The organism is Paenibacillus sp. 05T425 (assembly GCF_056396205.1).
This window is the reverse complement of the sequence record NZ_JBFTLA010000001.1, coordinates 56,251-70,025: the sequence shown is the minus strand read 5'-3', so window position 1 is coordinate 70,025 and position 13,775 is coordinate 56,251. Positions and strand designations below refer to the sequence as shown.

The window sequence follows — 13,775 nt, the reverse complement described above, 5'->3', positions numbered from 1 at the left end:
GAGGGGAACTATGATTAAGCTTTGCATTGTCGACGACCACGCGATGGTACGTTCCGGGCTTAAAATGCTGTTGAACGAAAAAGAACATATAACGGTTATCGGCGAGGCATCGGAAGGTGACGAAGCGATTAAGCTTGCCTTGCTGTTGAAGCCTGATGTTGTGTTAATGGATCTTAGCATGCCTCATGGCAAGGACGGCTTAACCGCGACCAAGGAACTTAAACAGTTGCTTCCTGCTGTAGCGGTTCTCATCCTTACGATGCACGACGATGACGAGTACTTGTTCCAAGGCATTCATGCCGGTGCCTCTGGATACATATTGAAGAGTGCTCCCCATGAAGAGCTGTTAACCGCGATTCGAACGGTAGCCGAGGGAAATGCCTATCTGTATCCGACTGCGACTAAGCGATTAATGAGCGAATATTTGGAGCGTTCCGCAGTTGGCGACAACGGAAGAGCGTTGGATATGCTGTCAGAACGAGAGAAGGAAGTCGTATCTTTGGTTGCCAAAGGCTACAGCAACAAAGAAGTTGCCGAGCAACTCGTCATCAGCATAAAAACGGTCGAATCCCACAAAGCGAATGTGATGGATAAGCTTGGATTAAAGACGAGACCTGATTTGGTCAGGTATGCGATGAAAAAGGGGCTGCTCCACTTTGAATAATCCGGGCTGGGAAGAGAAACGTCCAGAAGTCATCGGACAGCGCGTCGTATCTTTGATTTCCAAGCTGGATGAGCATATGGAGGATCCGGCCGTTAGAATGGAGCTGAAGCATGCGCTGCTCCACCTCGCGGATATCAAGCACGCGTTAAATGAATCGTCCATCGTAGCCGTCACCGACCATAAAGGCATCATCCAATACGTAAACGATAAGTTTTGCGAAATCTCGAAGTATGAACGCGAGGAACTGATGGGCAAGGATCATCGGATCATTAATTCGGGTTATCATAGCAAAAATTTCATGAACGAGCTTTGGAAATCGATTGCTTCCGGAAACGTCTGGCGCGGCGACATTAAGAACCGGGCCAAAGACGGCAGCTATTATTGGGTAAATACGACGATCGTTCCTTTCCTTAACGCGGAAGGGAAACCGTATCAATATTTGGCCATTCGCAACGAGGTGACCGAGCTGAAGCGCGTGCAGGAGGAGCTTCAGCAGATGATGAAGCAGGTTATGATTATTCAGGAAGAGGAACGGAGACGATTATCCCGCGAGCTGCATGACGGTATTGGGCAGAGCTTGTTCTCGCTTCTCATTGGCATGGATAAGCTGATTCAAGACGGTTCGCTTGACGATGCGGAGCGTCTTCGTACAAGCGTATCCCATCTGATGGAAGACGTCCGCAGCCTTGCTTGGGAATTGCGTCCTTCCGTGCTAGATGATCTTGGCGTAGTGCCGGCTATACGTACTTATGCGGACAATTTCACGAATCATTACGGCATTGGGGTCAAGCTTGATATTCATTTGCGCAGGCGGCTAGGACCTCAAGAAGAAACAACGATTTATCGAATTATACAAGAAGCGCTAACGAATATCGGCAAGTATGCCGATGTTGATGAATGCCACATTACGTTATCGGATTTACCTGATCGGATCGAAGTGAACGTCGTGGATGAGGGCAAAGGTTTCCAACGCGATAGCAGCACCAAAGGAGTAGGGCTATTCAGTATGGAGGAGCGGGCTCGCGCGATAGACGGGCAATTAGTCGTTCAATCGCAACCCGGGCAAGGAACGAAAATCCTATTGATCATACCCAAAAAATCTTGAATAGAGAAAGCCCAGATCATCCGCATAGTATGATCTGGGCTTTCTTTTAGAGCTAGATGATTAATTCATGTCCGTTGGGCGGTTTTGCGGATTGCGCTTGAACAGGTTGTTGAACCCTTTATTCAGCAGCGGCAGAACGTAGCGGTCTAATCCATAACGACCGCCGTTGGTGCCTGCCACGACGACCAACATGCCTAGCAGCATCAGCCAAGGGTTCGTGCTTACGGTTCCGGCGAACACGAACATGAAGTTCATCAATAAGCCGAAGAATGCGGCGGCGGCAGTCAGAGCACCGAGTATAAGACCGAGGCCGACTAGAAATTCGCCGAGAGGGATCATTACGTTAATGAGCTTGACGTTCGGCAGCGCGAAAGTTTCAAGGAAGGCGTTAAAGGTCGGATACACGGCTTCACCGGTTGCTTTATCCATGACCGGAGTTTCGATTGCCTTATTCAGGAACCCTGTTGCATCGAATCCGTCCGTTAGTTTGTGCCATCCTGCGGTAAGCCATTGGTAGCCAAGCACGATTCTTATTACGGTTATGATGGCAGCGGCCCAATTATTTTCTCTCCAAAGTTTCATCATCATGATAGAACACTCCTGTCTTTGTATTTAATAGGGTTATCGAACGAATAATTGTGATGCGGACGCTCTGGAGTATTTCGTTTCCATCGCTCTCACCTTCTTCTGTGATTTGATAGTTCAAGCATAAACCGTTTTGAAAGGGATGTATGTGATCTATTTCACAATCTCGTTTTTTATTATGCACAAAATAACAGACGAAGGAATGAAAAGAGTTTAGCCCTATTGAGGTTGACTGAAGCCGTGTTGCTAAGGTAAATTGATCAAAATCGATATGAAATAAGAGCGGAGAATGATGATGAGCAAATATATAATCGGCATTGACCTAGGCGGAACGAATATCAAATCTGCGATTTTCGACTCGGAGTTTCAAACCGTACACGAAAGAAGCGACCCTACGGAAGCCGCCAAAGGACCTGACCATGTGTTGAACAGAATGAAAGAAATCATTCAACAGATGCTCACGGACGAAGGAATCGATCAAGCATCCATAAAGTGCATGGGTATGGGGATTCCCGGTTTACTAAACCCAGACGAAGGTCTCTCTATATTTTCGCCAAACTTTCCGGGGTGGGAGAACATCCATGTCGTCGATTTTATGAAGCGTTATTATGATTTCCCTGTATTCATCGACAATGATGTGCGGGTCAATCTGTATGGCGAGTGGCTGTTCGGAGCGGGAATCGGTTACAGGAATGCAGTGTTAATCACATTAGGCACAGGTTTAGGCTCGGGTATTGTTAATGATGGGAAAGTGGTCTATGGTACTACCTCCAGCGCTGGCGAAATCGGGCATATGAATATGTACCGGGAAGGACGTCCTTGTCGCTGCGGAAGCTCAGGCTGCCTGGGCAGATACGTGTCCGCGATCGGGATGGTTCGAACATTAACGGAGAAGCTTGAGGAAGGCCGAACAAGCATCGTGACGGAATGGACGGCAAATGATCCTTCGGCTATTACGGCTCGCATGATTTCCGATGCTTATGATCAAGGTGATTCGCTAGCGATCGAGGTCATGCATGAAACGGGGAGTATTCTCGGGTTTGGTCTTGGAAATGTAATCAACTTGTTGAATCCCGAAATCATAATTGTCGGCGGCGGGATGTCGGCTGCCGGCGATCGCTTGCTCTCTCCGGTACGTGAGACCGTTGCGAAGCATGCTTTGAAGTTGTCTTCCAGCGCATGCAAGATCGAACAAGCGAAATTAGGCGGACAAGCCGGCATGATCGGTGCGGCCGCCTATGCGAACAGCAAGCTGTCCTAACACTGATCCTTCTATTCTAGATCAATCTTCGTTACAGGTTCAGACAATTGTCTGCGGAGAAGAGCGATCTCATGCTTGTACGGGGCGTCTTTATATTTGATCTTGCCGATCGAAGGCGTCTCTAAGAGTTTTGGCATGTGCTTCAGCTGTGGGTGATGCACAATATAGTCGAGCGCTTTAAGGCCAATGTGGCCGTGACCGATATTTTCATGGCGGTCTTTGCCTGAGCCCCGCTCGTTCTTGGAGTCATTGACATGAATCACTTTGAGCTTATCGTGCCCGATGATTCGGTCGAATTCATTCAGAACGCCGTCGAAGTCGTGAACGATATCGTAGCCGGCATCATGGATATGGCATGTATCGAGACAGACGGATAGCCGCTCATTGTGGCGGACGCCTTCAATAATCATCGCAAGCTCTTCGAAAGTCCGGCCGATCTCAGAGCCTTTGCCTGCCATCGTTTCCAGCGATACTTGTACACGTCGATGCCGTTCATCCGACAATACTTCGTTTAACCCCTCAATAATTCGTTTGATGCCTGCTTCTGGACCTGCGCCGATATGCGCGCCGGGATGAAGCACGAGCTGCTCCGAGCCTAGCGCCGCCGTGCGCTCTATTTCATCGCGAAGAAATGAAATACTATGATTGAATACTTGATCTTTACGCGTATTCGCCAGATTAATGAGGAAGGGAGCATGCACGACAATGTTCGATATTCCATGCTCTTTCATATGGGCATGGCCAGCCTCAATGTTGTAGGCCTCGATTGCTTTGCGCCGCGTATTCTGCGGTGCGCCTGTATAGATTAGAAAGGTTGAAGCGCCGTATGAAGCTGCTTCCTCGCTCGCTTGGAGAAGCATCCCCTTCCCGCCCATGGAAACATGGGAACCGATTAATAACATCAGACCTTTTACCTCCCATCGATCAATAGAATCTATTGTTGCACGACTGAAGCCGATTATTCAAAGGTAAATTCAATTGATACAAAAATAATATTTTAATTCAACATTATTGATATAAATGACTTTATCATATAAAATAATTGTAATTAATCATAAATAAGGAGGTGTCAAACTATAATGCTGGAGTTAAGCTTTCAAGATCCGGATAAGCTTGTCCAAGTTTCGCATGCGTTATCTACCCGGGCTCGCGTCGATATGCTTCGGCTTCTCAGTACAAGGAATATGAATGTGGTTGAAATTGCAGAGACGCTTAAGCTGCCGGTATCTACCGTCGCCAATAACGTTAAAGTGCTGGAGGCAGCCAAGCTGATTAATACCGAGCTGCTGCCGGCATCGCGCGGAGCCATGAAGGTGTGCAGCCGCAATTATGACGACATTCACATCGCCTTCAACGTGGAAAAGACCATACCAAGAGGGGCGCTTCTCATCTACGAGATGGAAATGCCGATCGGCCACTACAGCGACTGCGAGGTTCATCCGACCTGCGGCATGGCTAACGTCGACGGGATGATCGTTCGGGAGGACGAGCCGGCAAGCTTCTATCACCCGAAGCATATCGGAGCGCAGATCATTTGGCTTCGCAAAGGGTATTTGGAATATTTGATGCCGATGGAAGTTCCGCCGGAAGCGCGGATTGATGCTTTGGAACTATCGATGGAATTATGCTCGGAAGCGCCTAACTACGATAATAACTGGCCTTCGGATATTACGTTATGGATCAATGGCGTTGAGATCGGTACCTGGACGAGTCCAGGCGACTTCGGTGATCGACGCGGCAAGATGACGCCTTCTTGGTGGCCCGACTGGTGCACGCAATACGGATTGCTCAAAAATTGGCGAATCGACAGGAATGGCGCATCACTGGATATGCAAAAAATTTCCGACATCACGATCAGCGACTTGAAGCTGATGCAGCGTCCTAATATTAGGCTTCGGCTCGGCGTGAAGTCTGATGCCGTACACCAAGGCGGCATGAACTTATTCGGCAGGCAATTTGGTGATTACGAGCAGGATATTGTCGTTAAAGTGTATTATGCGGCAGATCAAGACGAAACGAAAGACCTTTAATTACAGATTCCTTGTAATTGAAGGTCTTTTTTTTATTATTTAATTACATGAATTTGGTTTGAAACCGTTGACAAAATAGTTAATGGGGGATAATATGAGTTTATGGTACAAAATTATTGTAATAAAGTAAGGAAAAAGTTTTGTGCCTGAAAAATGATTTTAAATCATAGGGGAGGCTAAACATGAAAAAGGGTTATGTTTTGACTTTGGCCACGCTGCTGACAGCTTCACTGGTGCTTAGCGCATGCGGGAGCAACAACGGTGGCAACAATGGCGGTAATAACGGTGGTAGCGGCAATACTTCGGAGAATAATGGAAGCGCTTCAACTGGGGATTCCAGCGGAAGCAAGGTGACGCTGTCCTTCTGGACATTGTTCAGCGGCGGCGACGGCGACAACATGCAGAAACTAATCGATGATTTCAACAAAAGCCATCCCGACATTCAAGTGAAAAACACCAAGCTTGAGTGGGGCGAATACTACACGAAGCTAATTACGGCTGTCGGCAACGGCAACGGTCCGGATGTCGGCATCTCTCATACATCACGCCTGCCTGACCTGATCAATCAAGGGGTTGTTTCCGAGCTGGATGAAGTGGCGGAAACTGCTAGCGTTGATTGGGGCACATACAACCAGAATTTGCTTAATGCAGCAGTAGTAGACGGCAAGCATTACGCAGTGCCGATCGATACGCATCCATTCATTATGTACTATAACAAGAAGCTGTTGAAGGATGCCGGTCTGCTCGGCGATGACGGCAAGCCTGTGTTGGAGCAATCCGCTGACGGCTTCGTCTCGTTCCTCGATACGCTGAAGCAGAAGCTTCCGGCTAACGTTACGCCGTTCGCGTTGTCGAACAGCAACGATGACCCGTTCCGTCTATGGTGGGCGCTGTATCACCAATTGGGCGGCAATGACGTCGTATCCGACGATCTTGCAACAGCTGCGCTTGACACGGAGAAAGGCGCGAAAGCTGCCGAGTATCTCCAGAACATCTATACAAAAGGTTATATCAAGAAAAACGATCCTGACTTCTACAAAAACTTCCAAAGCGGCACGGCTGCCATTATGATGACGGGCGTATGGGCAACCGGAACTTGGGAATCGACGGAAGGCCTTGATTTCGGCGCTATGCCGATTCCGAAGATTTTCGACCAAGAAGCGACTTGGGGCGATTCGCACACGATCATTCTTCCGGTGACGAAGAAGGAAGATCCGGAGAAGCGCAAAGCGGCTATCATCTTCGCGGACTGGGTTGCCGAGAACGGCCAAGTATGGGCGAAAGCGGGACATATTCCTTCGAAACCTTCCGTATTCGAGAAGCAAGAGTTCAAAGATCTGCCAAACCGCGCCGATTACGCGTCCGTTGCCGACACAGTTAAGTTCAGCAAGCCGTCGACGAAAAACTGGACGATTCGCGACAACGCTTTGTTCAAATTCCTCAACGAGGTATGGGCTAGCAAAATGACGCCGGCTGACGCAATGACTAAGATGCAGGACGCCATTCAGAAAGTGCTCAGCGAATAGGTTCATAATGCAAGGGCATCTGCAGGCTTTCGGCTATGAGCCGGAAGCTTGCAGATCCATTCTTGATGAGGTGAGGCGCATATATGAGAATAAGCAAGCTTAGAGCGGATATGCTCGCATTATTGTTTTTGCTCCCCTTCTTGATCGTCTATGTGCTTTACACCATTTGGCCGATGATTAAGGGCGTCGAGATGACGTTCTATAAATGGACGCTTATTAAGAAGATGTCGTATATCGGATTGGACAATTACAAGAAGCTGCTTCAAGACCATGAGGTCTGGGCTGCCATTGGGCATTCTTTCACATTTGTCATTATTACGACGCCGACGATGCTGGTGCTGGCGATCGTGCTCGCATTGATCGCTAACCGCAGATCGAGGCTTCAGAAGCTTTATCGAAGCGTGTTTTTTATTCCGAGCGTGCTTTCGGTTGCCGTAGCTTCCTTCCTGGGGTTATTTATTTTTCAGCCGTATATGGGATTTATTAATACTTTTCTTCACTTGTTTGGTCTGCTTCCGCAGGGCACCGAAATATTTTGGTTATCGGAAAAATGGTTATCCTGGATTGCGGTCGCCGTTATTACGCTTTGGTGGACGGTTGGCTTTAACTTCATTCTTTATTTGTCGGCTATGCAGGAAATTCCTGATGAGCTTTATGAGGCAGCCCGCCTCGACGGCGCGAATGATTGGCAGGTGTTCTGGCGCATTACGCTGCCGCATTTGAGCCCGATTACAAAGACGATAACGATGCTGCAAATTATAAGCTCCTTCAAGGTTTTCCTCCAAATTTACATTATTACCGGGGGCGGGCCGCTCGATCAGACAAGGCCGATCATTCAGCTCATCTATCAGACGGGCTTCCGCAAAAACGATCTCGGCTACGCCGCGACGATGTCGTACGTCGTTTTCATCATCCTGCTTGTTCTATCTGCCATTCAATACTGGATTAACAATCGGAAAGGAGAGCAAGCGTAATGAAATGGATCTATCGCTTATTATCGCTTGTCGTCGCTTTCTTCTTCCTTGCGCCGATTGTCTGGATGATGGTGGTGTCCGTGAAGAAAGAGGGAATGAAAATCGTATCGTTGATCGACTGGTTCACGCCTCCGTATTCGTTCGCCGTATACGATGAGATCTTGTCGACGACGAAGCTGACGAACTGGACGCTTAACAGCTTCATGATCGCCGTCTGCGTGACGATTCTGACAGTGGCGTTTGCGGCATTGGCCGGCTTTGCCTTATCGAAGCTTCCCTTCCGCTATCGTTCGTTTATCTTCTTCTTCATACTTGCAGGCTTGCTCGTTCCAGGGGAGGCTACCATTATCCCCCTTTATCAAGTAGCGAAGGACATGGGCATTCTCAACAGCTATCAAGGCTTAATCCTGCCAATGCTTGCATCACCCGTGGCGGTTATCGTGCTGAAGAGCTTCTTCGACGGCATTCCGAAGGATCTGCTGGAAAGCGTGCAGATCGATGGCGGCGGAGTGTGGCGCATATTCTGGTCTATTGTGCTTCCGCTTACGCGGCCGGCTCTCGCCTCGATGCTCATCTTGACGTTCATCGGTTCGTGGAACAACTTCTTGTGGCCGTTCCTATCCGTAACCGACGACAACCTGTTCACGCTGCCGATGGGTATTCCGACGTTGATGAACCAATATTCGGAGGATTATGTGAAGCCGATGGTCATCAATACGGTTGCATCGCTTCCGATCCTGCTGCTGTTCGTCATTTTCGAACGACAAATCGTGAAGGGCGTCAGCCTGTCGGGGATTAAAGGATGAGTACAATTGGTTCGGAGGTCAAAAAACGCGAGCGGGCCATCGACATGTTCAAGGGTCTGCTCGTGCTGGGGATGGTTTATTGCCATACGCTGCAGTTTTTTAGCGATATGGATCTATTCCCGAATGGCCGACCTTTCATTGAAATCATTAACTTAATGACGTTCTCGGGGTTCGTCTTCAGCTTCGGTTACGTATCGCAGCTTGCTTATTATGCGAAGCCTTTCCGCCAGGCGGCGCCTCGAATGCTGGTGGCAGCGGTCAAGACGCTGGCGGCGTTCTACGTATCGGGCATGGCGTTCCGGGTTTTTATCGACGGCAGGGAGGCCGGTTGGTCGACCTTAAAGCCGATTCTATTGATTCGGGACATGCCGGGCTGGTCAGAATTTCTTATATCTTTCACGTATCTCATGATTATTGGACTGGCGTTGTTCGTGCCGCTTCGCTGGCTGGCGTCACGCAAGGCCATCGGCTTCGGAGTTAGCGGCCTGATGCTAGTATTTACGTTCATCCCATATGGCTCGAATCATGTGATGCAGCTAGGGCCGTTAATCGGGACGCGTGATTTCGCTTCGTTCCCGGTGCTTCAATATTTGCCTTATTACATCATTGGCATCTTGTTTGCCAAACATTGCGTAACGTGGGACTGGAGGGTATTCGTTGCGGCGCTGATCGCGACGGGAGGTTTCGTATGGCGCTGGCTGTCGGTAGACGGGCAGCCGCTGCCGGAACGGTTTCCGCCCTCCGTATGGTGGATTGTCGGACCAGCGCTGCTAATGTACGGCTATTATGGATTGGCTCGTCTGATGGAGCGATATCCAGTCCCGTTCACCCTGTTTGAAGCGATGGGGCGCAATGTCCTTTCGTACTTGGTGATGAGCAACGTGCTTATCTTTGCGCTTAAAAGCAGCCAGCAGCAGAAATTGCTGGTGGGCACTGGGGAAGGTTTTTGGCTGGCCTGCGTAATCGTTGCAATCGTAACGTTCTGCGTGTGGATTATTACGAAGCCTCCGCAATCCAAGCGATCTCAGCCGTCATCTACAACTACAACAACTTAGACTGTAATCGAAAAAGGAGCAGGAGACAGAGATGAACCAACAACCACAACAGCTAAGAAACGAGTATCCGCGTCCGCAGTTCGTCCGCGAGCAATGGATGTCTTTGAATGGAACCTGGGATTTCGATTATGACGACGAGAATGCAGGAGAACGCCAAAGATGGCAGGAGAGCGGCTGCCGCTTCTCCAAGACGATAGAAGTTCCGTTCTGTCATCAAAGCGAATTAAGCGGCTTAGCCGATACTTCGTTCCACGATATCGTGTGGTACAGCCGTACTTTTGCCGTTCCCGAAGCTTATGCAGGGCAGCGCTTGCTGCTTCACTTCGGTGCGGTCGATTATGAAGCCAGCGTTTGGGTGAACGGGAAGCTCGCCATGAAGCATGAGGGCGGACATACACCGTTTCATGCCGACATCACAGACGCCTTGATCGACGGAGACAATACGCTTGTCGTCAAAGCGGTGGATTTCAGCAAGGATGTGACCTTGCCGAGAGGCAAGCAGTTCTGGGAAGAGAAGTCAGCCGGCATCTTCTATACACGGACGACGGGCATTTGGCAGAGCGTCTGGCTGGAGCCGGTGTCGCCGCAGCATATTAGCCGCATTCGCCTGACGCCGAACATTGATCGCAATGAGCTAAGTGTGCAAGCGTTCATCGGCGGATTCAAGGAAGGGGCGAACGTATCGCTTCGAGCAACGGTTACATTCGAAGGCCAGCCGGTCGCACAGGACGAATTCGCCGTAACGCGAGCGTCCGAATCGCGTACGTTAGCCCTCCACGACTTTAACGATCATGGACTCGGACGCTGGTGGACGCCGGATCGACCGAATCTGTACGACTTGACGCTCACGCTTGTTGTCGACGGCAAGGAGGCCGACCGAGTAGCGTCGTATTTCGGCATGCGCAAAATATCAATCGAAGACGGCGTTGTGCTGCTGAACAACCGTCCTTACACGATGAAGCTGGTGCTCGATCAAGGTTATTTCCCGACTGGATTGCTTACTGCTCCAAGTGATGAGGATCTGCGCCGCGATGTTGAGCTTACAAAGGCTATGGGCTTCAACGGCGCTCGCAAGCATCAGAAGATTGAGGACCCACGGTACCTCTATTGGGCGGACCGGCTTGGTCTACTCGTGTGGGGCGAGATGGCTAATGCCTATCATTTCTCGGAAGATTACGTCGGACGCGTTACGAGAGAGTGGCTGCAAGCCGTGGAGCGGGACTATAACCATCCGTGCATCGTGGCTTGGGTGCCAATCAACGAAAGCTGGGGCGTAACGAATATATTGATCGACAACCAGCAGCAGCAGCACGCTCTCGCGATGTACCATATGACCAAATCGCTGGATCCGACGCGGCCGGTCATATCCAATGACGGCTGGGAACTTGTGAAGACAGATCTCGTTACCATTCATGACTATGAATGGCGCAAAGAAGTGTTGGCGGATCGTTATTCGGATACTGGCAAAGCGTTGAAGGCTCGTCCCGGCAATCGCTGGATACTTGTGCCCGGCTATGAGTATGAGGGTCAGCCGCTGCTATTGACCGAGTTCGGCGGCATTTCCTTCAAGAAAAGCGGTTGGGACGGTTGGGGCTACTCCGGCGCCCAGGATGAAGATGATTTTGCCAAGCGGCTGCAGGATGTTGTTGAGGCTGCGCACCAGTCTCCTGTCCTCCAAGGCTTTTGCTATACCCAACTGACCGATGTCGAGCAGGAGATCAATGGTCTCTTGACGTATGATCGGCAGCCCAAACTACCTCTTGAGACCATCCGAAAAATCATTCAAGGGTAGGATCTCTGAGACGCTGGAACAGTAGAACACAAATTCGAGAAATTAGTCAGCAAAGGATAGGTGGAGACAGATGAGCTTAAAGCATTATAGAAAAGAGTATCCGAGACCGCAATTCGTGCGGGAGGATTGGGACAACTTGAACGGGGAATGGGATTTCCGTTTCGATGACAACAATGTCGGCGAGCAGGAGCAATGGTTCAAGCCAGGCGACTTTGGCGGCAATATGAAAATTCAAGTTCCGTTCGTGTATGAGACGAAGGCGAGCGGTATTGAAGAAGCGGCGTTCCATCCGCAGGTATGGTATCAGCGCCAGTTCAACGTTCCGGCCGAGCAGCGGCAGAAGCGGGTCAAGCTGCATTTTCAAGCCGTGGACTATGTAGCGAAAGTGTGGGTTAACGGTCAATTTGTCGGCCGGCATGAGGGCGGTTATACGGCCTTTTCCTTCGATATTACGCCTTACTTGCTAGAAGATGCGGGAGCGAATAACCAAATCGTCGTCAAGGCGGAAGACAGCAACGATTGCACGCAGCCGAGAGGCAAGCAGCGCTGGCGGGACGAGAACTTTGGCTGCTGGTATGTGCAGACGACGGGCATCTGGCAGACCGTGTGGGTAGAGTACGTGGCCGAGCAGCATTTGGAATCGGTCAAAATCACCCCGGATCTCGATACGAATTCCGTTCGGTTCGATTATCGGCTTCGCGAGGGTAATGCATCGGCCGATCTGCGGTTGACGACGACGATTAGGATGGACGGCCGACTCGTGAAGGAAACAAGCGTGACGGTGGACCGCTCGCAGTTGACGGCAAGCGTGGAATTGATCAGCGAAACGCGGGAGTGGAAGGTAGATTCATGGCGTCCGGAGCATCCGAAGCTCTATGAGGTGGAATTCGTCTTGACGCAGTCAGATTCTATTGTAGACCAGGTGCATTCGTACTTCGGGCTTCGCAAAGTGTCTATCCAGAAGGGCAAAGTGCTGCTGAACAACACGCCGATCTACCAGCGGTTGATCTTGGACCAAGGTTATTGGACGGACAGTCATCTGACGCCGCCTTCCGAAGAAGCAATCATCGAGGATATCGACAAAATATTGGCGATGGGCTACAACGGCGTACGCAAGCATCAGAAGATCGAGGATCCGCGTTTCCTATATTGGTGCGACGTGAAAGGTTTATTGGTATGGTCGGAGATGGCAGCCACATATGAATTCAATGATCTGGCAGTAGATCGGTTCACCAAAGAATGGCTGGAAATTGTGCAACAGCAATATAACCATCCTTGCATCATTACATGGGTCCCTTTCAATGAGTCATGGGGGATCGGCAACGTGTTCGTCGACCGCAAGCAGCAGCAGTTCACGGAAGCGATCTATTATTTGACCAAATCAATCGATCCTTATCGGCCAGTTGTATGCAATGACGGATGGGAGCATACGATTTCCGATATTATCACCTTGCATGATTATGAGGAATCGGGCGTCAAGTTCAGCAAGCGTTACGCTGACAAGGACGCAATAACGAGCAACGAAATCTCTCATATGAATTGGAGGTATGCGATGGCGCAAGGCTACGAATATCGCGGACAACCGATTATCGTAAGCGAGTTCGGCGGCATTGCCTTTAAGACGGAAGCGGGCTGGGGCTACGGCAATCAAGTCGAAGGCGAGGAAGCTTTCTTCGAACGGTTCCAAAGCATTACGCAAGCGATCAAGGATATCGATTACATTTGCGGCTATTGTTATACGCAGGTCACCGACGTGCAGCAAGAGGTGAACGGTCTGTTGACAGAAGATCGGCAGCCTAAGGTCCCGATCGATCGGATTAAAGCGATTAACTTGGCATGATAAAAGGCCTCGTCCTATATTCCCTGGGACGAAGGCCTTTTCGCTTCTACTGATATTACGTTTGCCTGTATTTCATACAGTCTAATTAGCCGGATTCGCTGGGAAGGGGAAGTTTGAGTGGAATACATACAGTCAAA

12 protein-coding genes are annotated in these 13,775 nt (G+C 49.9%); 10 read left to right on the top strand and 2 right to left on the bottom strand.

Annotated elements, in window-relative coordinates:
* The first annotated feature begins 10 nt into the window (after positions 1-10).
* Together AC1DF0_RS00265 and AC1DF0_RS00260 are read left to right on the top strand one after the other, a co-directional pair.
* Complete coding sequence (locus tag AC1DF0_RS00265) at positions 11-664, top strand: response regulator transcription factor (protein ID WP_477572684.1); 654 nt, start codon at positions 11-13, stop codon at positions 662-664.
* Complete coding sequence (locus tag AC1DF0_RS00260; protein ID WP_477572683.1) at positions 657-1,769, top strand: PAS domain-containing sensor histidine kinase; 1,113 nt, start codon at positions 657-659, stop codon at positions 1,767-1,769. Before AC1DF0_RS00265 ends, AC1DF0_RS00260 begins: the two co-directional genes overlap by 8 nt.
* A gap of 60 nt (positions 1,770-1,829) precedes the next feature.
* Here AC1DF0_RS00260 and AC1DF0_RS00255 read toward each other — a convergent pair whose 3' ends face one another.
* Positions 1,830-2,354 (bottom strand): DoxX family protein, encoded by a 525-nt coding sequence (locus tag AC1DF0_RS00255; RefSeq protein WP_477573115.1) that lies wholly within the window; start codon positions 2,352-2,354, stop codon positions 1,830-1,832.
* A gap of 295 nt (positions 2,355-2,649) precedes the next feature.
* On the opposite strand from AC1DF0_RS00255, the gene AC1DF0_RS00250 reads away from it, so the two are divergent.
* Complete coding sequence (locus tag AC1DF0_RS00250; RefSeq protein ID WP_477572682.1) at positions 2,650-3,615, top strand: ROK family protein; 966 nt, start codon at positions 2,650-2,652, stop codon at positions 3,613-3,615.
* Positions 3,616-3,626: 11 nt separating this feature from the next.
* On the opposite strand, the gene AC1DF0_RS00245 is transcribed toward AC1DF0_RS00250, so the two are convergent.
* Entirely contained in the window at positions 3,627-4,517 is an 891-nt protein-coding gene (locus AC1DF0_RS00245; protein WP_477572681.1) for a deoxyribonuclease IV, read from the bottom strand.
* Positions 4,518-4,694: 177 nt separating this feature from the next.
* On the opposite strand from AC1DF0_RS00245, the gene AC1DF0_RS00240 reads away from it, so the two are divergent.
* The 7 genes from AC1DF0_RS00240 to AC1DF0_RS00210 all read left to right on the top strand — a co-directional run bounded on the left by AC1DF0_RS00240 (position 4,695) and on the right by AC1DF0_RS00210 (position 13,638).
* Positions 4,695-5,645 (top strand): ArsR/SmtB family transcription factor, encoded by a 951-nt coding sequence (locus tag AC1DF0_RS00240; RefSeq protein ID WP_477572680.1) that lies wholly within the window; start codon positions 4,695-4,697, stop codon positions 5,643-5,645.
* 182 nt (positions 5,646-5,827) lie between these two features.
* Entirely contained in the window at positions 5,828-7,171 is a 1,344-nt protein-coding gene (locus AC1DF0_RS00235) for an ABC transporter substrate-binding protein (RefSeq protein WP_477572679.1), read from the top strand.
* An 83-nt stretch (positions 7,172-7,254) separates the two neighbouring features.
* The gene (locus AC1DF0_RS00230) at positions 7,255-8,145 is read left to right on the top strand and encodes a carbohydrate ABC transporter permease (RefSeq protein ID WP_442050903.1); all 891 of its coding nucleotides are present in this window, start codon (positions 7,255-7,257) and stop codon (positions 8,143-8,145) included.
* On the top strand, positions 8,145-8,951 hold the full coding sequence (locus AC1DF0_RS00225) for a carbohydrate ABC transporter permease (RefSeq protein ID WP_477572678.1): 807 nt from the start codon (positions 8,145-8,147) through the stop codon (positions 8,949-8,951). Before AC1DF0_RS00230 ends, AC1DF0_RS00225 begins: the two co-directional genes overlap by 1 nt.
* The gene (locus AC1DF0_RS00220; RefSeq protein WP_477572677.1) at positions 8,948-10,006 is read left to right on the top strand and encodes an acyltransferase family protein; all 1,059 of its coding nucleotides are present in this window, start codon (positions 8,948-8,950) and stop codon (positions 10,004-10,006) included. The genes AC1DF0_RS00225 and AC1DF0_RS00220 overlap by 4 nt, the downstream gene beginning before the upstream one ends.
* A gap of 31 nt (positions 10,007-10,037) precedes the next feature.
* Positions 10,038-11,798, top strand: coding sequence for a glycoside hydrolase family 2 protein (locus tag AC1DF0_RS00215; protein WP_477572676.1), 1,761 nt, complete (start codon positions 10,038-10,040; stop codon positions 11,796-11,798).
* Positions 11,799-11,868: 70 nt separating this feature from the next.
* Positions 11,869-13,638 (top strand): glycoside hydrolase family 2 protein, encoded by a 1,770-nt coding sequence (locus AC1DF0_RS00210; RefSeq protein ID WP_477572675.1) that lies wholly within the window; start codon positions 11,869-11,871, stop codon positions 13,636-13,638.
* Positions 13,639-13,775: the final 137 nt, after the last annotated feature.